Source organism: Delftia sp. K82, from assembly GCF_002193035.1.
GTDB classification, from domain to species: domain Bacteria; phylum Pseudomonadota; class Gammaproteobacteria; order Burkholderiales; family Burkholderiaceae_C; genus Comamonas; species Comamonas acidovorans.
In genome coordinates this window covers 37,900-57,584 of the sequence record NZ_MYFL01000008.1, presented here as the reverse complement: position 1 = coordinate 57,584, position 19,685 = coordinate 37,900, and the positions used below count along the sequence as shown (strand labels likewise).

The 19,685-nt window shown below is 57.4% G+C and carries 17 protein-coding genes; 2 read left to right on the top strand and 15 right to left on the bottom strand.

The features are described from left to right. Positions 1-141: 141 nt before the first annotated feature. The 15 genes from traC to KDK82_RS29980 form a co-directional block, all read right to left on the bottom strand. Positions 142-2,583 (bottom strand): type IV secretion system protein TraC, encoded by a 2,442-nt coding sequence (traC, locus tag KDK82_RS30050; RefSeq protein ID WP_179218008.1) that lies wholly within the window; start codon positions 2,581-2,583, stop codon positions 142-144. 29 nt (positions 2,584-2,612) lie between these two features. Then, positions 2,613-2,981: a TraA family conjugative transfer protein gene (gene traA / locus KDK82_RS30045; RefSeq protein ID WP_179218007.1), complete on the bottom strand. Its 369-nt coding sequence runs from the start codon at positions 2,979-2,981 to the stop codon at positions 2,613-2,615. Positions 2,982-3,018: 37 nt separating this feature from the next. After that, a complete protein-coding gene (locus KDK82_RS30040) occupies positions 3,019-3,507 on the bottom strand; it encodes a TraV family lipoprotein (protein WP_082138155.1) in 489 nt (162 codons plus the stop codon). Positions 3,508-3,510: 3 nt separating this feature from the next. Beyond that, a complete protein-coding gene (locus tag KDK82_RS30035) occupies positions 3,511-5,010 on the bottom strand; it encodes a TraB/VirB10 family protein (RefSeq protein WP_256974582.1) in 1,500 nt (499 codons plus the stop codon). Continuing rightward, the gene (locus KDK82_RS30030; protein ID WP_047219460.1) at positions 5,007-6,116 is read right to left on the bottom strand and encodes a type-F conjugative transfer system secretin TraK; all 1,110 of its coding nucleotides are present in this window, start codon (positions 6,114-6,116) and stop codon (positions 5,007-5,009) included. The genes KDK82_RS30035 and KDK82_RS30030 overlap by 4 nt, the downstream gene beginning before the upstream one ends. Beyond that, positions 6,116-6,940: a TraE/TraK family type IV conjugative transfer system protein gene (locus KDK82_RS30025; RefSeq protein WP_082138156.1), complete on the bottom strand. Its 825-nt coding sequence runs from the start codon at positions 6,938-6,940 to the stop codon at positions 6,116-6,118. The genes KDK82_RS30030 and KDK82_RS30025 overlap by 1 nt, the downstream gene beginning before the upstream one ends. Beyond that, a complete protein-coding gene (gene traL / locus KDK82_RS30020; protein ID WP_046988358.1) occupies positions 6,937-7,215 on the bottom strand; it encodes a type IV conjugative transfer system protein TraL in 279 nt (92 codons plus the stop codon). The genes KDK82_RS30025 and traL overlap by 4 nt, the downstream gene beginning before the upstream one ends. Further along, positions 7,215-7,766, bottom strand: coding sequence for a hypothetical protein (locus tag KDK82_RS32425; protein ID WP_143343554.1), 552 nt, complete (start codon positions 7,764-7,766; stop codon positions 7,215-7,217). The genes traL and KDK82_RS32425 overlap by 1 nt, the downstream gene beginning before the upstream one ends. A gap of 195 nt (positions 7,767-7,961) precedes the next feature. Beyond that, positions 7,962-11,714 (bottom strand): hypothetical protein, encoded by a 3,753-nt coding sequence (locus KDK82_RS33315; protein ID WP_256974581.1) that lies wholly within the window; start codon positions 11,712-11,714, stop codon positions 7,962-7,964. 31 nt (positions 11,715-11,745) lie between these two features. Next, the gene (locus KDK82_RS30005) at positions 11,746-12,168 is read right to left on the bottom strand and encodes a lytic transglycosylase domain-containing protein (protein WP_088167047.1); all 423 of its coding nucleotides are present in this window, start codon (positions 12,166-12,168) and stop codon (positions 11,746-11,748) included. A 280-nt stretch (positions 12,169-12,448) separates the two neighbouring features. Continuing rightward, on the bottom strand, positions 12,449-13,135 hold the full coding sequence (locus tag KDK82_RS30000) for an EAL domain-containing protein (RefSeq protein ID WP_088167046.1): 687 nt from the start codon (positions 13,133-13,135) through the stop codon (positions 12,449-12,451). 2 nt (positions 13,136-13,137) lie between these two features. Further along, the gene (locus tag KDK82_RS29995) at positions 13,138-13,749 is read right to left on the bottom strand and encodes a DUF4400 domain-containing protein (protein ID WP_088167045.1); all 612 of its coding nucleotides are present in this window, start codon (positions 13,747-13,749) and stop codon (positions 13,138-13,140) included. 2 nt (positions 13,750-13,751) lie between these two features. Continuing rightward, positions 13,752-15,665, bottom strand: a complete 1,914-nt coding sequence (gene traD / locus KDK82_RS29990) for a conjugative transfer system coupling protein TraD (protein ID WP_088167044.1) — start codon at positions 15,663-15,665, stop codon at positions 13,752-13,754. 17 nt (positions 15,666-15,682) lie between these two features. Beyond that, positions 15,683-16,102 (bottom strand): hypothetical protein, encoded by a 420-nt coding sequence (locus KDK82_RS29985; protein WP_074921742.1) that lies wholly within the window; start codon positions 16,100-16,102, stop codon positions 15,683-15,685. Positions 16,103-16,302: 200 nt separating this feature from the next. Continuing rightward, a complete protein-coding gene (locus KDK82_RS29980; RefSeq protein ID WP_047219468.1) occupies positions 16,303-16,635 on the bottom strand; it encodes an H-NS family nucleoid-associated regulatory protein in 333 nt (110 codons plus the stop codon). A gap of 528 nt (positions 16,636-17,163) precedes the next feature. Between KDK82_RS29980 and KDK82_RS29975 the strand changes: the two genes are divergently transcribed. Beyond that, positions 17,164-18,321 carry an AAA family ATPase gene (locus tag KDK82_RS29975; protein WP_088167043.1) on the top strand — a complete coding sequence of 386 codons (1,158 nt, stop codon included), beginning with the start codon at positions 17,164-17,166 and terminating at the stop codon, positions 18,319-18,321. Beyond that, positions 18,308-19,591, top strand: a complete 1,284-nt coding sequence (locus KDK82_RS29970) for a hypothetical protein (RefSeq protein WP_143343553.1) — start codon at positions 18,308-18,310, stop codon at positions 19,589-19,591. The genes KDK82_RS29975 and KDK82_RS29970 overlap by 14 nt, the downstream gene beginning before the upstream one ends. The last annotated feature ends 94 nt before the right edge of the window (positions 19,592-19,685 follow it).

Sequence of the window (19,685 nt, the reverse complement as noted above, 5' to 3'; positions counted from 1 at the left end):
GGGGTCGCCGGGGTCGCCGGGGCGATGATTTCATGGGGCAATGCTGCGGCCTGGCCTGCTTCCGCAGGCGCGCTTTGGTTATCAGTCATGAATAGGGTCCTGGGTTGCTGCGAACGGCAGTGAGTTTTGGCTGGAGCAGGATCAGCCGTAGCGCGCGATGTGGTCGTCGATGGCCTGGACAGGGTGTGTTCCTGCCTCAATTGCTTTGATCACCTCAGTGCGCTCGTTTCCGGAAGTAGAGAAAAGCACCTGTGTGAACCGGTCTACAACGAGGCGGGCGATGTCCATGCCCTGGTTCGTGTAGACCATGATTTCGGAATACTTCCCTTCCAACGAATGAACCGTACGCAACTGGCTGTAGCCGAATTCGCCGATAGCCAGATAGCCTTCCTTCTGCGACTGGTCGATCGTTTCGTTGTTCTGCCTCAGGATGAACTTGAACGCGGAGTTTGCTGCTATGGCCTCCCCTGAGGGAGAGCCATACAGATCCGCAATGCTCTGAGTAACGATGACTGCAGATCCTTTGTACTTCCGGAAGCGACGGTAGGCGTGCTCCATGAAGCGCGCAATCATCGGGTCATCCAACAAGTCCCAGGCTTCATCGATGATGAGGACCTTTGGGCGGCCGTCTTGCGACAGGTACATTTCGTGCTGGATGGCCGAAATGATCTGCATGAGCACGACCTGTTGCAACGTCTTCTTGCTCTTCAGTTCTTCCAGCTCCAGGACCACAAGGTCTTTGTCCATCTCCAGGTTGGCGGTGCCGTCAAACCAATGGCCTTCACTGCCATTCCTCGTGAAGCTGAAGAGCATATGCCCTATGTTCTGCACATACTGATCGGGCTGGTTAATCATGTACATGGCCACGTCGGTGATCGTGGAGGCCCGGCCGTTTGCTCCCCACACTGCCTTGATCGCCTCCTCGATCCGCGAGCGGTGCAAATCGTCCAGCCCGTCGATCGGCGCGGCCATCTTCTCGATCATTGCCTGCAGGAGCCCCACTTCGTCATCCAAGTCTTGGATCTTGCTGAAAGGATTCATGCAAAGGTCAGAGTCCGTCCCGAATTCGATGAACGACCCGTCGAGCCACTTGCACAGCTTGAGGTAGCTACGGCCCACGTCGATTACCCACACTTTGGCGCCCATCGACAAATACTCGGTGACCAGCATCTGCGTAAAGAAGCTCTTGCCCGCGCCGGACTCCGCGAACACCACGCCGTTCATGTTGGTCGGCGAGTCATAGAGGTCGAAGCTCATCAACTGGCCCCGGCGACTCTGCAATAGGAACCCATACCCCTTGCCAGGCTGAGGCCGGGACGTCCCCTTCCACTCGCCGAGGATCGGCAGGAAAGTCACCGCCTGTTCGACGGCCAGGGACTTGAAGCGAAATGTGTTCTTGATCGTCTCCGCCGTGGGGAACAGCGGAAATGCATTCCAGAAGCTGGGCGACAGCACGCGCTTCTCCTCGCCAGTCGAGAAGTCGAACGATTGCAAGTAGCTGCGCAGCGCTGCGAGCTGGCGTGAGCCCTCCTCGCGCTTCTTGCTGAAGACCGTCACACTAAGGCATGCCTCGACGGTGGTCGCTCCGCGCTCGATGGCATTGATCATCACATCCATGCCCTTCTTCTTGAAAGCGAGCTTGGGGACGAAGCGAAGCAGCGGGCCGAACGCCTGGTAGTTGATCCAGCCAGCCTTTTGTTTGAGGCTAGTGCTCTTGCTGTACTGGTCTGGGTAGTGCAGGGTCAAATTGATGTGGTACGGCAGCTTGAGCTGGTTGTTCGCACCAAGCGGGTCACCGATGATGAAAGCCATGGTGCTCAGTGGGTTCCTCTCGGGCCAGCGGCTCACACCAAGCATGTGCGCAAAGGTGTTGTCGGAGAGCACCAATGCGTCCTTTTCCACATCGAAGCTCTCGCCCACATCGAATACCTGGGACTTGAGAAATTCGTCGGACCGCGCCGAATCAGTTTTTGGCGGATCGTAAGGGTGCGTGAGGCGATATGCAACGCGCAGATACTCGTCCTCAGTCATTCTCTTCGTCATCAAGCCGACGGTCTGGAGTGACTCAGACAGCTTCGCGCCAGACTCGGCGATGAGGTCAACATCCTCTTCTTCGGGCTTGTCACCCTTGAACGGGATCTTGATAGAAACGACCACAAGCCGGTCCAGCAATTTCACCCCGATCTGGGGCAAATTTGATTCCATGCGCGAGGCGCTGAGGTAGTGGGCTCTGCGCTCGGAATACGCAGTCAAGGCTTCACGAGCAAGCGGACTCTGGATCCGGCCCATGCCATTTTCACGACGCGCCCGGTACAGGGCCAGCGGCAAGTCAATGTCGGGCATTCCGAGCAGCGACACCTGGACAAAGCTGCCAGCGGGGAGCGACAGGGACAATGCCCCCTTGAGCATGTCCACTGTCGAGTCGTCGGCGCCCCGGATCGGACTGCCCCAGTAGCACACCCCCAGGTGGCCATCGTCGCATAGGAAGATCCCGTTCTCTTCCATGTACGCTAGCGTAGGAATGTACTCGTCAGGCGTGAAACGCTTACTCGCTTGACTCAGAGCTTGATGAACTGCCGACATTCAACCCCCCTTTTGCTTTTTTTGACGGCTTAGATCGGGGTGGTGATGGCCATGCCCGTGCTGATCACACCGTCGATCACGCCAGGGCCAAAACCTGCCGTCAGCGCCATGGCGATGCCGACGACGGCGGCAATCACGCTTTGCTTGATCACGCCAACGCCCAGGCCAACGAGCAGCGCGGCGATACCCAGCACCTTGCCGAGCGTGCCGTTGGACCACCCGGTCAGTTGGTCATAGACCTGGGTGAACTCGGTACCGCCTGCACCTGCGGACGCTTGCATTGGCGCCAGCGCAACGACCATTGCCAGCGCCAGCAGCACGGGGGCCACGTAGTCCTGGGCCTGTTTTGCCTGCGCCGACTGGAGAAGGCGAGGTTGAAAGTGGGTGAAGAACGTCATGAAAAAGCTCCTTGGCTTGGTGGATGAAAAGAGTGACTCAGCGGGGGACAAAACTAGGCGCCATCCCCTGGTGGCGAACTTCTTGTTCGCCAAAGCTCCAGCGCTTCGGCGTGATCTCGGTAAAGACGTAGCCCGACCAATTCAAGTTGTCTTGGGCATCGACCCAAGGGGATATCCAAATGCGCATGACCTGCGGTGCTTCACGCAGAGGGCGCGCGGCAGGCTCGCCGGCAACAACGAGCGCGGACTCGCTGGACAGCGCCAGCAGATCGGAGCGCAGTTCTTGTCCGCCAATCTTTCCGCCCTTTTCTTTTCCGCCCTTCCAGGTCGATGGCGTACGCCCTCGCTGCACGGAAGGTGCTGAGGCGTGCGTGTCCTCATACACCTCAAGAGGCGTCGGGCAGTTGCGGTTGCGGTCGCAAGCGAAGTCGGATGTTTCACCCGTGTTGAATGTGCTCGCACATCCCACCATTGCGAGGCAGGAAGCAGTGGCGAGCGCCTTGATGACGTGGTTAAACATGCTCATGCGTTACCAGGAGAGACCGTTGGAGAAATTGGGCGTAGCGCCGTCGGCGTTACCCATGGCGGATGAAGTCGCGTCGCGCGCAGCGTCCATCACGTGTCCCATGCGCTCGACAGGACTCGTGGGCTGACCGCTGACTGAGCCGGCAGCTCCGGAATACTGACTTGGGCTTCCTCCACGGTTTGCCAGAGTGGTACCGTTGCGTGGCTTCTCGCTAGGGTCAACGTATCGCTGCAAATTGGTAGACCCTTTGAGCGGCAACATAGAGCCTCGCGTCACGACGATCGTCACCGCTTCGCCTGCTGGCACTTCCACAACCGGGAAGGTCTCCTTCGCCATGTCGAGATAGAACTTGGCGATCATGTTTGTGGCGGACCCTATGCCACCAGCGACACCGGACTGAGCGATGGAGGAAACGGATTCACTCTGGTAGAGCGAACGGTCCTGCATTGGATCGATGTTCAAAGAGGGGACGCGCGACCGGTTGAGGGCTTGCCCAATTCCACCCAGGGTGCCTGCAAGCAGCGTTTGCGCGATCATCTGCCCCTGCTTGGAGACCAAAGTGCCGGGGATACCAGCCTTGCCGTCAGTTCCAACTATGTAAGCCTCCAACTTTGTCTCGATGACATTGCCGTCGTGGCGCACGCAGGAAAGTGCCTCAGAGCGCATCATTGCGCGATGCGTAGCGAGCTGGCCCCAGCCACCAATGACCGCAAAGCACTCCCGCACATCGATCGACGCATAGTTGGGCAGAACTGCTTCGCGCTTGATACGCAGTACGGCTGGAATTGGATTTTTCTGAGCGACCGCTGAGGTTGGCGCGTCCATACCAGTCAAGAGCACGCCGGTGAACATCGCGCCTGCGGGGATGAATGCTGTGTCGTTCGCCGGCGCCTTCTTACGGGTGTCCTCGGGCTTATTCAGCTTCTCGGCGGCGTCATCTTTCTTGAGAACGCCTTCGGGCCCAAGGATGCGAATACCGCGCGGCTTCGATGCGACAGGTTGCTGCGCACGGTCTGGTACCTGCGGCGCATGGGGGGTAACACCGTTGCCCGTAACTCCCGGCACGCTGGGCTGAGAAATCGGCGGTGCCGGAGGTAAGGCCGGCGCTTTCGACGCCGGGGCGTCGAAAACAGAAGTCTGGGGACCTAGTTCGGGAAGGTCGTCCTCTGCCTTGCGGGCGGGCTCGCCTTGTGGAGCACCCTCGGGCTTTTCGGAGGTGCGCCGCTCCATTGCCTCGGTCAGCTTTGCAATACGCTGGGCCAGGTCGCCCTGCTGCTTCTCCATCACGGCCATCTTTGCGCCGAACTGCTCGACACCCGTTGTCCGTGCCGGAGCCACGACGGTAACCTCTGGCTTCGCCGCGCGAGGCGTGCTCGACGATTTGCGATCGGCTGCGCTTCCGAGGAACCAGGAAACGAACAAGATGATGCTGATCGCCCCCGCCACCATCACGACGCGACGGGTCTTAGGCTGGAGATTGTTGAATTGCGCGGCGAGGCTCATTCGAACACCTCGCTTTGTGCCTGGGCGGACTTTGGCTTATCTGCAAGTAGGAAGACGTAGCCCGCTTCACCTGGCTGAAGCGAAATACTGGGAAAGAAGCTGACAGCCTTCACGCCTTTTCGATAGAAAGCAGTCTCTGCAAGATCTACAACTTCTTCGCTTGCGTTCTTGATTGAGTAGCGGTAAACGTCCACCGTTGAGCCTGTGAAGGCGTACTCGGGGGTGACTTCGATCGCACCCATCTTGGCCGTACCACCTTCGATCGGCACTGCAGCAAACCCACGGATTTTTCCCCGCACGGCCTGTGCCATGATCTGACGCACATTGCCCACGTAGTCTGTGGAGCGGGGTTGATTGATCTCCTGCTCCTCGGCCGAGCCCCCTCCGGCCAACGGCTTCACCGTGCGCAGGTCCTCCAGCTTGACGATCAGGTTTTGCCCAGGAATCTCAGGGGTAGGAATGATCGTCAGCGAAATGACCTGGCTGGTGTTTGCGCCATCTACGATGAACACGCCCATGGGCTGCTCGCCTTGCGGACGCAGATACACGTCGCTCCCGACGATTTGCTGGCTGTCGTCCTCGGGCACATCGCCCACCACCCTTGGGTCTTTGAACGGTGTCGCTATCCGGTTCGGAAGGCGGCTGGAGAGACGTACGATTTCGTTCACCCCGTTCCGCGTGTGCAAAACGGTCGGGCGCGTGGCCGGGTCGTCCTTCTTCAGGCCGGGGAGGTTGATTTCCTTTTGGTAAGCGTCCAGCGGCATGCCAGCCGCGCGCTGCGCATCGCCGATGACCCGAGAGATGTCGGCAGGAGCTTTGCCCAGCGGTCCGTCGGGCAACGTCACAGACGGGGCGGAGCGAACCGATTTTGCGCCGCCAGTCCCCGGTCGCGTAACGAAGCGGCTGCCGGTTGCCGCTGCCTTGTCAGGTGCTGCTTCCGAACTCAGCGGCGTGCTGATGGGCTTCGCGAGCTCGGCCTTGATAGCCGCCTCGGTCTTCTGCAGCTCTGCCTTCGCCTTCTCGGCTTCCGATTTCGAATCCTGTGCATAAGCAACGCCACAGGCAAGGGAAGCTGCCAGTGCAAAGGATGACGCGCGGGGGAACATCACGTGGGCTCCTTCATATCAACGGTTTCTGCGGCGCCTGCGGGCGCGGTGGAGGGCTCGGCGTGGTTCTCGCCAGTGGCGTTGGCATCGGGCGCGGCAGCTGGGTTCGGCGGTGCCGTTTCACGCATCACGGACAGATCCGCTGCAGGCTCAACGACATCGACTTTCCCTCTGGATTTGCGATCCTTAAGGGGAAGCGCGTATTCAGGAATTGGTTTGCCTTCTTTCTGCGCATGGGTGACATGCCAAGTGACGGTCCGGGGAATCGATCCCTCGTACGAAAGGAAGTGAGTCACAGATGGGCGACCGTTTCGAATCGAAGTACCCACCTCGTAAACGACTTGCTTTTGATACTTCTGCGCGCCGCTTGTGGAGGTAACGAGGGTGCCGGTAACAAAGACGCGACTGGTCTCGGCTTCGTACTGGATAGAGGCAGGCAGGAAGCTGATCACGGACCCAGACGCCCTGAAAACGGGGTCTTCAATCACAGCAAGGAGTTGTCGGCGGAAGTCCGTGTAGATGGACGGATCCATGAATGCCGACACAGCGTCCAGCACCACGGTAGACGACTTTGGCTGAATATTGCCAACCAAGTTCGCGATGAACAGGCCGAAGCTCTTGAGATACTCCCGGTCCGCGTAATTCCATGCGATCACCGCCTTGGCATCCATATTCGGAGGGACCAGAACAATGCGGTCGCGCTGGTTGTTAAAGTGGACCACCGCATATACCAGCCCAAGGGCGAGAATCGAATTGGAGATAATTATCCCCTTTGTCATGGCCTGGAGCTGGCCCATATTTCGCAAAGCATCTTTGAATTTCATTTCACAGCCTCGCGTACAGCGCCATTTTCAAATTTCTTGTTCATAGTCATCAGGCCAACCCACCAGACCATGTGAAATAGGACTCCCGGCATGTGATTGTTTTTGAAGCGACCGAAGAGCTTCACAAAGACAAGTGACGCTCCCATACCCATCAGCAACTGATCCCACATGTACAGGACAATAAATATCACCAGTGAAGGAAAAAATTCATCGACTTCCCAGAAAAAGAACTGGGGTTGATCGTCAACGTAGTTTGGAATAGGAACCGGAGTCATTATTTACCCACCCGCACCATCACAATGGCGTCAATTCCTTGATCATATTTGTTGCCACCGAGCATGACATTAGACATACCCAGTCCCCTGGATTTGAGTCGACTGGAAAGCGCCTTCCAGATGCTCAACATTGAATCAACTGACTCTTCAGACATCGGCGACTTATTCAGGAATTCAACGTAGTAGCGTGCCTTGGAGTTGGACTGAAACCGTTCAATTGCCAGTTGAGCTTCAACGCTCAATTCGCCACCCACAATAGGAAACTTGAAGATCTCAACAAGGGCATCCCCACGCTGCCCCGCGTCAGGCTGAAGTAGCGACGTCAAGTCGCTCCCGCGTTGGTGGATGCGTTGAAATCGACTCTTCTGAGGATCTACCCCAGCGACCCAAACCACGCGCTCGTCAGAGCTCAGAAATTGGCTAGTTGCAGATTCAATTCTGACAATCTCGCGGCTTGCAGAGTTTCCTATTACCGAGTGCTGGACTTCGGCCTCGCGCTCAACCCAAGCTGTCTTTGTCGGTTCAGGAGGAACATCAATGAAACGCGGCACGCATGCAGTGCAAAGGCAACATGCAACTACGGCCAGCGGCGTTACCGATTTCACTATTATTTCTCCATGCACATACGAACAAACGGTACATGGATACTATCGGGTCACATAGAAAAAATTAGGGCGAAAAGCTTCCGTTTTCGAAGCAATTCGCCAAAATTTTCAATCCCCCGCAGAAATCACGGGGGCCGCCCGTCACTGGATCAGCACAGGCTCTTCGGATTTAGCTCCCAGGTCCGATTCGATCGTCAGGCGCAGGTTGGAGACCCGGTTGGCCGCGAGCCAAGCTTTTGTCACCAAGAACGTTTTTGACGTTGCTTTTTGGGCGACGCCGTCCAGGTCATAGGTCCAAGTGAGGGACTTGATGTAACCCGCAGAGACCGTGCAAACCGGGGTCAGCAGCAACCCACTAATACTGGTAGTTTGTTTCAGCTCGCATTGCGGCCGTGGTGCTTCTTGCACGTTGACCTGCAGCGCTTGCTCGCCATAATTGCCCGCCTTGGTGATGGTCCGCAACAGCACCTCATAGTTACCAGGGTCAGTGAAGGAAACGTAGTTACCGCTCCCCGTAAATTCCCCGACCTTGGCGCCGTTGATCAGCACGTCATTGCGAAGGAACGAATCTCCTCTTGGCAGCTGCGAGATTTTCAAACTGATGTAGTACGTGCCGGGTGCGTAGTACGACTCACCGTATTTCGACACCATGGAAGCCTGGGTCTGGACAGTCGCAGGAGGCAGGATTGTGAACTCGTCGGAATAGACATTGACAACATTCCCGCGCGTGTCCGAGACCTGCAGCGCCAGCTGGTAGGTGCCTTGCGCCGCAACAGTGAAGTTCCCTGCCACGTCGTTACCGCTAGACCGGGTGATACCGCTTGGCAGTGACCACGTGTATGTCAATGGCTCGCCGTTGAGCGTCTTGAGGTCGAACCCAGGCGTCTCCACTTGATACTTGATAACCGCCGGAACATCGGTTTGCAGTGCGGACACGCGAATTTTCCAGTCTTGCGGCCAGTTGTATGCCCAGGTCTTGAACGGCAGGGTCGCGACAGTCGTCTCTTCGGGGTAGCCCTCAACGTAGGTGTAGTAGCTGAGCACCTTGTCTTCCGGGCGCGGGACGAACTGCAACTCGGTGCCATCCACACGCGTGCCATCCGGCAGGCTCCAATAGCCGAGCACCTTGTACGCCTTCTGTGCAGTAGTGGGCACCACGTCGTTGATCTGCGCCTTGAAAGCGTAGCTCTTACCGGCCTCCAGGTATGTCGGGCCGCTGATCGATGCGCGTGCGGCCAGCGGGTTCACCGCCTTCACCCCGAGCGTTTTCGTGACATCGGCAGCTGGGTTATCGGGAGCGCTCGCAGAGCGACCCTTGACCTCGATCGCATAGTTCTTGATCTCTGTCGGGGTGAAAGTAAACGAAGCGGAGTTCTCACCGCTAACGCCCTCATAGCCGCCAGTCGTAATGATGCGCCATGTGTATGCAGCGTCAAACCCATCGTCGGCCTGGACCTCCAACGTAACAGGTCGGCCCACCTGGACCACCCCGGGCGCAGTCACTCGGAACGAGGGCACGTCGAAAGCCGTCAGAGTCAGGGGATCAGTGGAGAACTCCGCACCGGAGTATTTGTTCGTCAGCACTGCGCGGTACGTGACACTTCCTGCTTCCGCCACCTGGGCAGTAAAGTTGATGCCCGTCTGCTCCACAGTTTCCGAGCGCATTACACGTGCCCACGTTCCATCGGCCTGGAGGAATTCCCAGGAGACTGCCTTCACGTTGGCCAACATCTTGGAGTTCTTGACGTTAGCGTTGATGGTCTGCACAAACGGTGCCTTGCCGCTGGTAGCGCGGGAGGACAGGGAGGCTTCAATGCGCTCGCCAGCAGCCGTGATGAGGGCGCGCGATTTGGAAAGCACCGAGCTGTTGGTGACCAAGCCGTCCGTGCTGATCATCTTTGCTTCGGCCACGACGTACCGCGTGCCAGCTGTGAGACGGCCCATGTTGACGGTGAAGGTGCCATCCTCTGTAACGGCGACAGGTGCGGACAGTTGGTTGTTTGTCTTGTCCTCGCGGATTACTACCTGCCACTTCCCCATCGAGGCGGGGTCAAAAACGATTTGTGTGCCCTTCGGTATTCCCACCTGGCCATGGATCACTGTGTCTGCTTGATCGTGTGAGGCGAATGCTTTTTCAAGATCTACGAGAGGCGTCGCAGGCACCCCGATGAAGTCCAAGGATTGTTCGGTCTTGAATTCTGGCGCACGCTGGTACCAAGACTCGACCTTCACCGGGTACGACTCCCACGGGTCGGTCGCTTGCATGATCAGTGCGACATTCGATTCGGCCACGGAAGAAAACACTTCTTTCACCACATCACCGGGGTAGACGATGCGAGTCATGATCTCGCGATAGCCACCTTTGACGTTCATCACGCCCAGCGCACGCGCCTGCGTCCGGTCCACTGTGGCAAAGTTCTTGCCAGGGTACTGATCCGCGTTCTTTGCATAAAAGGTGTCCAGCAGCTTGTCGTTCTTGAACGCCAGCGCGATAGGGGCCGGAACAAGACCTTCGACCGCCACTGCGCTTCGGCCTTTGCGCGATGGGTAGAACGCCGTCTGGCGCGTGCTCGGATCGGTATACACCACGCCAGGTGTGTAGTCGATGACGTTGGCACCAACCACGGGGAGGGATCCGCGAAGCGCGTTCGATGCGTAGGGGTTGTACTTCAAGCCCTCAGGCAGATCCCCGAACTGGATCGCGCAGTTCACGCCTGCAGTTTGCGACAGCATGTAGCCAGTACGCACCATGCTCAAGGTGGAGCAGGTTTCCTTGGTACCTCCTTCCAGCTTGGCGCTGATGTCGATGTCCTCAACCTTTATGGCTGCACTATCTTTCGACGACTTCACCATGATCTTGGAAGAAGGGTCCCATCGCTCAGTTGCCATGATGATGTTGGGACCATCTGGTAAATCAACCCATAGCTTGACGGGCTGCATCGACTCCACCGTTCCTGCATCCTTCACGACAGTGGGGTACAAGCCCGCCAGGTTAGCCTGGCGAGGCAGCTTCATGGCAGTACCCTGCTCCACTTTCGTGCCATTGATCTCCATCGACTCTACAGTCGCAGACTCGATGACCACAGGGATCTCAGCAACGTCCAGCGAACGGTTGTTCAGTGGGTTGGTAGGCGATATTTTGGCCGTCGTGCCAGGGAAGCCTTCGACGATCGGTAGCGATACGGGGACGCTCAAAATCGGCCGCTTGTAGGCAAAGGGGACCGACTTCACCACTTCGCCACCGACGCCCGGCAAGGAGGCGCGGATTTCGAAATTGTCATCGCGCAGCGCGGGGTAGCCCGTTGCATTCACAGTGTTCGGCGCGGTTCTCGTCATCTTCAGCGGAACGTTCGTACCGTCGGCCTTCACCAGCGTGAACGGGCTGTTGGCATCGGGGAGTTTGAAACTGCCCCTCTGGTCAGCATCCGCAATGGGAATCACGGTCATCCCGGCCACGCGCATCGACAGGCGAACATCCTGGATGGTGTAGTGTCCTGGCGGCAGGGATGCGGAGAACACCTGAGCGATGAACCCTGAGTTCACCAGGGCGTACTGCTCAGGCGTAATCTCCCCATCAATCTTGTCCACAATCAGATCCGGGCGCGCCTCGATCCGCTGGACGGGAAGCTTGTACGAGACCAGTGTGTCTTCGTTGCGGACGATGACAAAACCACCTGCAGGCTCGTTTGGTCTGTCGTTCGTTGCCATATCGAACGCATACCCACGGATCGTTAGAACACCCGCTGCAGGGATCGCAGGTGCGCTCGCTCCACCACACACCGCAATTCCGTTGACTTCGCAGACGCCCGCGACAAGCGCTGCATGCGCAGGCACTCCTCCGCAGACGAGGGAGATCGCTACCGCAATTTGGCTCAGCTGGTGTTTCCGAATCATTTTCACTCCAAGGGGCCAGTGGCCAGTTCATTCAGGATTGAGGTTTACCGCCCAGCAGCACGCGGGAGACTTTTCTGGCGTAGATGAGCCGCTTGGATTCGGTCGTGGCGTTGTAGGCACCAACGGCATTCCAAGTCATTCCGAAGCGGGCAACGTTATGGGCAAGAACCCAGGCGCCGATGTTCGTGTTGATGCAGGGATCCCGCAGCTTCTCTTCGTCGATCCCGTACCGAGCGAGTGTGGGAAGCCAGGAACTGTTGATCTGCATATGGCCGATATCGAAGGAGCCGTTGGCGTTCGTATTTCGGGCCTTCGGATTTCCGCCAGATTCGACCGTCGATATCGCCTTGAGCAGGCTAACGGGCACGCGGTAGCGCTCGGCCGCTTCATCAAAACAAGCAGCGCCAGCGCCCACAGAGCCAAGCATCAAAAGTGCAAAGAGAACGATCCGCATGGCACTCGATACTACGGAGGGACCCAGAAAAATTTCGGGCGAAAAGCTTGCTCTGGGAGCGCTGTTTGCAGAAATTTCGCTGCGCCTTCGGTCATACCGGCAGCGCTTTGGAAACTCGGTCAAGGCTCGCCAGCGGCGTGCTCGGTCGAAGGGATGACGATGCTCTTGTCCGACTCATGTCAGGAGGCTCGGGCTCCTATGCGGACAATGTGTTTGCTGGCTTCCTAGCGATCAAGTCCGGCGCCAGGTAAGCAACAGGCGCGCAGCTTGAAATTCAGCTCTAGGCCACCTTCGTCAACGCCATATCCCTGGCTATGACGCCTGGCGGCGTGAACTCGGCTGGAAACTCGTGCTCAACATGAACGTCGCACCAGTACCCTTGCAGTTCCGTAGCGCCGATCCGCTCGGCGTCGGTAGCTTGCTGCAGTGACTCGATGCGCTCCACTACGATCTGCGTGCCCAGTCCCAAACCGCAATCGGCTAGCTCCCTCAGATACCGAGGCTCGTTCACCTTGACAAACTCCGGGGTGAGTTCACGCAGCATGCCCATCTCGATAGCCTTCCCGGTCCAGTCGTCCATGGCCATGACACCACCCATTCGACGGACCCATTGCACTGTTTGGCAGATTCTTGAGAACGAGCGAGAGCATGTGAGGCTGTCATTGCGCTCAACTAGTTCGACCACAACGCCGGGACACATGTACTCAACCATGGTGTCGGTCCAGAGCAAGCTGCCCATGGAGGATATTTCAACGTTGCAGTGGACGCGCATTGAACCTCTGTAGTGGTTCGCCACCGCCCATGCTGCTTTGATGGCCTCCACGTCAGCCATCAGCATGCCCTGAGGGTCGTTGAAATCTAGTCGACTCCTGCTCAACAACTCCAAGCCCTTCACAGCCTTGGTCCGCGCGCAGATGATGGGCTGTGCCCGGAAGCGGCGTTGCGCCATCTGAAGTGCATCGGTCATCCTCAAAGCCTCTTTTGAAGGTTAGCCATCCACACCCACCATGCAAACGACATGACGCCTATTGCTACGGGAGCCACCAACGTCGAGACGAAAATCGGCGCAAAGATCCACGCCACGAGGCAGGCCCCCACGAGCATCGCGAGATCCACACCGCCCTTGTGCAAGCGAGGGCTCTGCGACGTGAACGAGGCCTTTGCAATCTGTCTCTGGAAGTAGCCATCAGAGAAGGCCGCCATCAGGCAAGGAAGTGCGAATGCCATCCACATAATGATCATTCCGAGCCGGTAGAACACGACATGGGACCAGATCGCTGCTGCGTGGATGCGATCGAGTAGCCATAGGTCGATCTTCTTGTTGCCGCTGTTAGCCGCCTGCTCCATGATCTGGCCCGCTTCGGCGTTTACCCAACTGAGGGTGTCCAAGATGCGATCCATGATCCACTGGTCCGTCTCCGCTCCGAGCCAGTCCACGATCTGCCGTTGCTCACGCATTCGAAGGGTCTGGAATACCTCAACCGGCACGAAGGCGAGCACCGCCAGCGAACCAAAGATGACGATCACAAGCACGATTGATGCGAACGAGTGCTTCCCTTCGCTTGATGCTTTCGTTGCCATGGTCAGCCGCGCTTCGCCTTGAGGTTTTCCGAAGTGCTTCGGCGCGCCCTACGTGGAACTTCCTTCCGTTCGCCAAGGATCGGAATACGCGCCTTGTAGGTTCGCCCACCGGACTGCCGTATGTAGCAGTGCAGTGGCGGAAGCTCGCTGAGAATTCCGGGCGGGATCAGTTCGGCTTCTTCTGCTGTGGCTTGTTCCTGATATGCCGCGCCGTACTCCTCACTCATGGTCGTCGTCAGGCTATGGCCGTAGCGGACGGACATGGATTGGGCTTTGATCTTCGGTATGCCGTCTGAAACGTACTTTTGCGTTTCCGCGTCCAGCACCCGGAGGATGATCTTGTTGTTGGTGTTGCCGAGCACCTGGCGCGCTTTGTTCTCGTCGCCCAGGCGTGCCGCGAAGTCCGCGAACGTCTGGGTTGCGATATACATCTTGAAGCCGGCCCCACGGCCCTTGTTGAGGAGCTGAATTGTCGGCGTGTTGATCACCTCTGCGGCTTCGTCGACAAAGACGTTGACGAGCTTTTTCGAGCTCCCTCCGTAGTTGTAGATGTCACCTGCCACAGCCGTCATATCTGCAAGCATCACCGACCCAATCGCGCTACCCACGGTGGAGTCGGCGAGGGAGTCGAGCCCCATGTACAAGACCATGTCGTTTGTGATCACCTTCTTCATGTCGGTCGAGATCTTGTCGTGCCCCGGCTCGAAATCCGGTGACAGCAGGTCCGCAAGCGGGTCCGTTGTGAGCATGGACAAGATGGGGATAAGCGAGGCGACCATCTTCGAAAAATGGTCCCGGTTATGCTCGAATGTAGAAATCAGGCCCGCCAGGTCTACGTTCGGGTGCTCGTGGATGACTACATCCTTGTAGAACTTGATGTACGCGCGCAATACTGGACTGTCATCCTTGGAGTTGCTCTGTGCCTTCTTGATCAGTGGCGCCAGCTTCTCCTCCCAGTTCTGAACTTTTGCTCTGAAGTGGAAGCGGAGAGCCTTCAGCAACAGATCGTCTGGGCCACCTTCGATGTATCGGCGTAGCTTCATCAAGTTGGGACGCTCTTCCGTTGTAATGAGAGCACCGCAGATGTCCTGCAGCACCTTCCAGCCGAAAGCCACGAATGCGTCGGTGCCAGTCTCTGAAGGGATCAGCGCAGCCACGCGTGACGCCAGTTCGGTTTTGCGGTTCCAGTTCCGCAAGGGGTCGATGCTTGCGGATTTGTCCGGGTGAGCCGGGTTGAAGTAGATGAACTTCTCGGGATGCCCCATGAACTCGCAGACCTTGCGCGCGTTGTCTGCAAGGCCCTGGTCACCTTTGGGATCGATGATCACGACCGGTTCACCGCGCATGATGCACTGAGCGATCAGGATGTCGAATAGTCTTGTCTTCCCCACACCCGTGGTGCCGACGATCAGCGTATGCCCTTCCAGCAGTTCCAGTGGAACTCCAACCGACTCTTCTTTGGCCAGGCCATGCAGCCAGTAGCTTCCGTCTCCATGGAGCGCGGTCTTGCCGAGCATCTTTGCGACACCGGCCCCCATCAAGGAATGCATCTTGGACGCCTCAATGTCCGTCCAGTGAAAGCCGCGTCCCATCCACATTTGGGGCGTCAACTCGCCCCGGCCGTTTTCCATCTGCGCGAAGGGAGCGCTGATTTTGCACAGGTCCGGAATGGTGATGAACTCCTTCTGTGCAAAGCTCGTCCGCCACTTGTCTGAGGCCCTCTCCCACGCCTTGTAAGCCCGCCACATACCGACCACACCGCACGCGCTCGCAGTAACGGTACCGAAGGTCGTTGGGAGAGGTAAGAGCGTAGCCGTCGCCATGCACCCAACGGTCGCACCCAGCCAGGAGGCTGCTTGCCGGCCCTCGTAGACGGGGCGCCACGGGTTGTCAAAATCGAAAAGTTCGCTGGCCACGGTGTTGCCTTCGGGGATCAGGCTTGCTGTGCCAGCTGCTGCGACGCCTCAGCCAGGTGAGCGTTGGTCGCCGGTGAAATTGAAAAGAGGAACTCCGCCTTCGAAAAAACGCTGTCTACAGAATGGGGTTTCGCCGGCCCCCCTCCCTGCCCTTGCGAGCCTTTCTCTTCGTCCACGGCCAAGCTGGTAGCCAGCAAACGCTTGATCTTCTCGTAGCGAGGATGCAGGCCGAGGACAACCACCCTTGCGAGGGTCGGTCCGTCATGACGAACTGCGTTACTGCGCCAATTGGCAACGTACTTTGCCGGGAAGCGTGTGCCGAGCAAGCGGATCTCGCCACCTTCCAGCACCAGCAGCATGACGTAGCCCCCCTCTTCGGGTTGCGCATCTCTTACTTTCAATTCCAGGTGCTCTGGCGCGCCGTCGTACAGCCACACTTTGCTTACTCCTCTCTATCAACGGGATAGAGTGAGAATATCGGCAAGTGCTTTTCAAAGTTCCCCCAAAAGCTTCCGATTTCGCAGCTGTTCGCGGAAATCCAGCTTGAGGCGTGTACGGCATCAACGCTTGCGATACGCCAAAGCACAAAAAAGGCCCCTACTAGGGGCCGCTTGGTGTTGATCGAGGCCGCTCAACGTCACTGTGGCATCTCGATCCTGTACTTCTCTAGGTCCTCGCCCTTCGCCTCGATCTCACGCACCCACATGGGTTTACGCCCTGGCCCACCCGACCAAGTCTCCCCAGTTGGGCTACGGTACTTTGCAGGCCGGTCCCTCTTGCTCCGCCCGCTACGACTTGCTGCAAGTTGGCTACGCAAACCCGGGTACAGATCGTCAGGAGCAATTTTGTACTCTTCAATTTGCTTCTTGATGGAAGCAACGACCTTTGGGACTTCTAAAAGGCGTGCACGCTCCAAATCGGATTGCATTGCCTCGACCTTTTGCTTGAGTTCCAGATAGTTGTTTTCCATTGCAATTCTTCAGGGTGTTACCTACCTAAATTTTAAGCGCAGATGCGTTGCAATGTTCAAGCAGCTAGCACAAATTCTGGCGGCAATGATTAATTGGCAATGCATTGCAATTCTTACGACGAAACAAATTGAGATTTTTCCACCCCACAGGCGTAATCCCAACATTCTCAATGCTGGCAAGGGGTTACGCGCCTCAGCAGCAGCGTAGGGCAGCGAGCCCTGAACGCAAAAACACAGCATGATGGGACAACATTTCCTCGAAAAGATGCGAAATCGCGCTCTTTTCGCCAGAAAATATTTCAAGTGGTTTCATAGAATCCTTGCTTCTGCCGTCCGACCAAGCAAGCCCCGACCACCAGAACCCAACCCATCTCTGATTGTTACAGGCAAGAACGCGTCTACTGAACTTATGCTCCGTGTGTCTGGTTTATAGGTTTTTTTGCGAATTTGCCACTTTTACCTATAAATTTGCTTGACCAGACCCTGCCGGAGCGTACAAAATTCGCCCCATCATCCATAGGCCGTGACATGACTCAAGACGCTCCACGCAACACGTACGCCAAGATCGACGCACTCAAGTACCGCACTCGCGCCGCTTGCGCGCTGCTGGGGGTCTCTGATGTGACGCTCCGCTCCTACTCGGAGAACTCAGGCATCGAGATTCAGCGCGCGGCGACTGCAGTCGCGGTTCGACTCTTCGACATCAACACGCTTTTCCGCCTGACCGACTGGCGCCGCGCGAGCGGCCTGGTGAAGGTGCCGAAGCAAGCGGGTAAGCCGGTCTTCGTGACCGTGGATGTGGTCAAGGGTGGGACCGGCAAGACTACAACTGCCGTCGAGACTGCTATTCACCTCCAGTTTCTCGGGTTGAGGGTGCTTGCGATCGACCTGGACGTTCAAGCCAACCTCACCCAATGTTTCGGCTACGAAGACGACATCGTGTTGGAAGAGATTGAGCACTTCGGCGTCACGAAGGAGGCGCTGATCGAGCAGACATTTGCGAAGCTGGTCAAGCCCTTCATCGAGTACAAGCGCACCCGTCGTGCAATGCCTGACCTCACCGGCATGATCAAGAAGCCTTTCGGGCAGCATGGTCCTCATGTCATCGGGGCCGACACGTACTTGGGCGACCTGGAGCTCGACATCGCGAACTCTACTGGCCCCCGAGAGATGCTCTTCAAAGCGATGTTTGATCTTTCGCTCGAAGGGAAGATTCCTGGTTTCGACTTGAGCCAGTATGACGTGGTAATCATGGATTGCCCCCCGAACGTCAGCCTTACCTCTACTGCTGCTCTTGCAGCAGCCGATCTCGTTATTGCGCCCGTTCGCATGGACTCCTTCGCCGTCAAAGGTCTGCGCAGGTTAATCGGTGAAATCGAATCCGTGGAAGAAAGCTACAAAGTCAGGCCCGAGCTGGTGATTTTGCCAACTCATTATTCGCCGCAGTTTTCGCGGATCAGTCGCATGCAAGCTAGCGTGAACCAGTACGCGGACTCGCTGGCCCCGCATCCGATTTCCCTGTCTGAGGAGTTCCCCAAGGCCATCGAGAACTATCTTCCTCTGGCGCTGCAACGCCCGACGTCGAACGCTTCCAAGGAGTACCAAGTGTTCGCGGAGTTCATCCACGGCAAGATCTTGCAGATCGCGGCGACTAAGGCCAAGAAAGCAACTCATGAAACGTCGTAAATTTGCGCCTGTCCCCGACCCGCAGGAAGCGGGTGCGGCGGCTCCCCCGCCTTCGTCAGCTGGCTCTCGGCCAAATAAGCTCGCAGTACCGATGCTCCTTCCTTCGTTCTCGAACGCCAAACGAGCAGATGAAGCTGGGCAGGACGGTAGCACGGTGCAAGGGTCCGACCCGTCTGTTTCTCCAGGCGAGCCGTCGCTCGTCGGTACCGAGCCGCATGACAGTCATCTTCAATCAGCGACGGCGCAAATCACGTTAGCAACCACTGAGCAGGAAGTTGGTCATGTGGAGCAGGGCCGGAGCGACGCAGAAGTGCCCCTTCCTCAAGCGTCTGCAGTCGAGCACTCTAGCACAGACACTGTACAAACATACAGGCACCCACTTCCGACGCCGACGCAAGATTTCTATTTTGTGGAGTTGGACGCGACCCTCATTGATCAAAACTCGCATCCCCCGCGCTCGCTCTATTTGGATGATGGCATCCGTGTCATTGCAGACTCCATGCGCGCGGACGGCCAGCGAGATGCGATCCACGTCATCCCGAATCCCGCAAAGCCCAATCGCTACATCATTGGCGACGGTTGGACTCGGGTTCTCGCGACACGCTCGTACAACTTAAACAATGGTGTTCTGCTTGCCAAGGTTCACACCAACCTCTCGGAAGAGCAGGCTTCGTGGCTTGGATACTCACAAAACAAGGATCGGAACGGGGCAACCGACTACGACCTAGGGGTCTACTACCAGGGCTGGAACGCCTCTGGTATGGATTGGGAAGAAATCGCCACTAGAGCGGGGGTATCCAAAGCGCAGATGGCTTACTACGCCGCATTTTCCAAGCTGGAGTCTGATGTGCTTTCGCTTGTGAAAGCGACCCCCCAGCGGTTCTCGGCCAACGTTGCTTATCATTTGTCACGTCTTCAAGCCCAAGCAGGCGTTTCGGTTGCGGCAAACCTCGCGAACAAGTTCCTTACGAATGAGCAAACGATCAAGTGGCTCAAGGAACAGGTTGATGACGCTCTTGCAAAGCTCGGACGACAGGGCCGTAAGCGCAACGATAGCAACACGGTGATGTTTCAGCGCCGCTTCTCCGTTGGACACTATCGGCAGCGAAAGAATGGTCAGGTGGAGATGGCCATCCAGATCCCTGACACATCCCGGGTTGCAGAGTTCAACCAAGCTATTGAAAGCTTGTTGAAGCAATATCTGGACCCTAAGGATCTGCCAGATGGAGGTCCTACCGGCGCGACTCCTCCAGGCGACGCGCCTGAGTAGATCCTCTGTTATGCGCGTGTCCAGCCGCCTCACCCCTGCCAAGCCGCACCCTCAAGGTGTGGCTTGCTGTCTTTCAACCACTCCATTCCGGGAG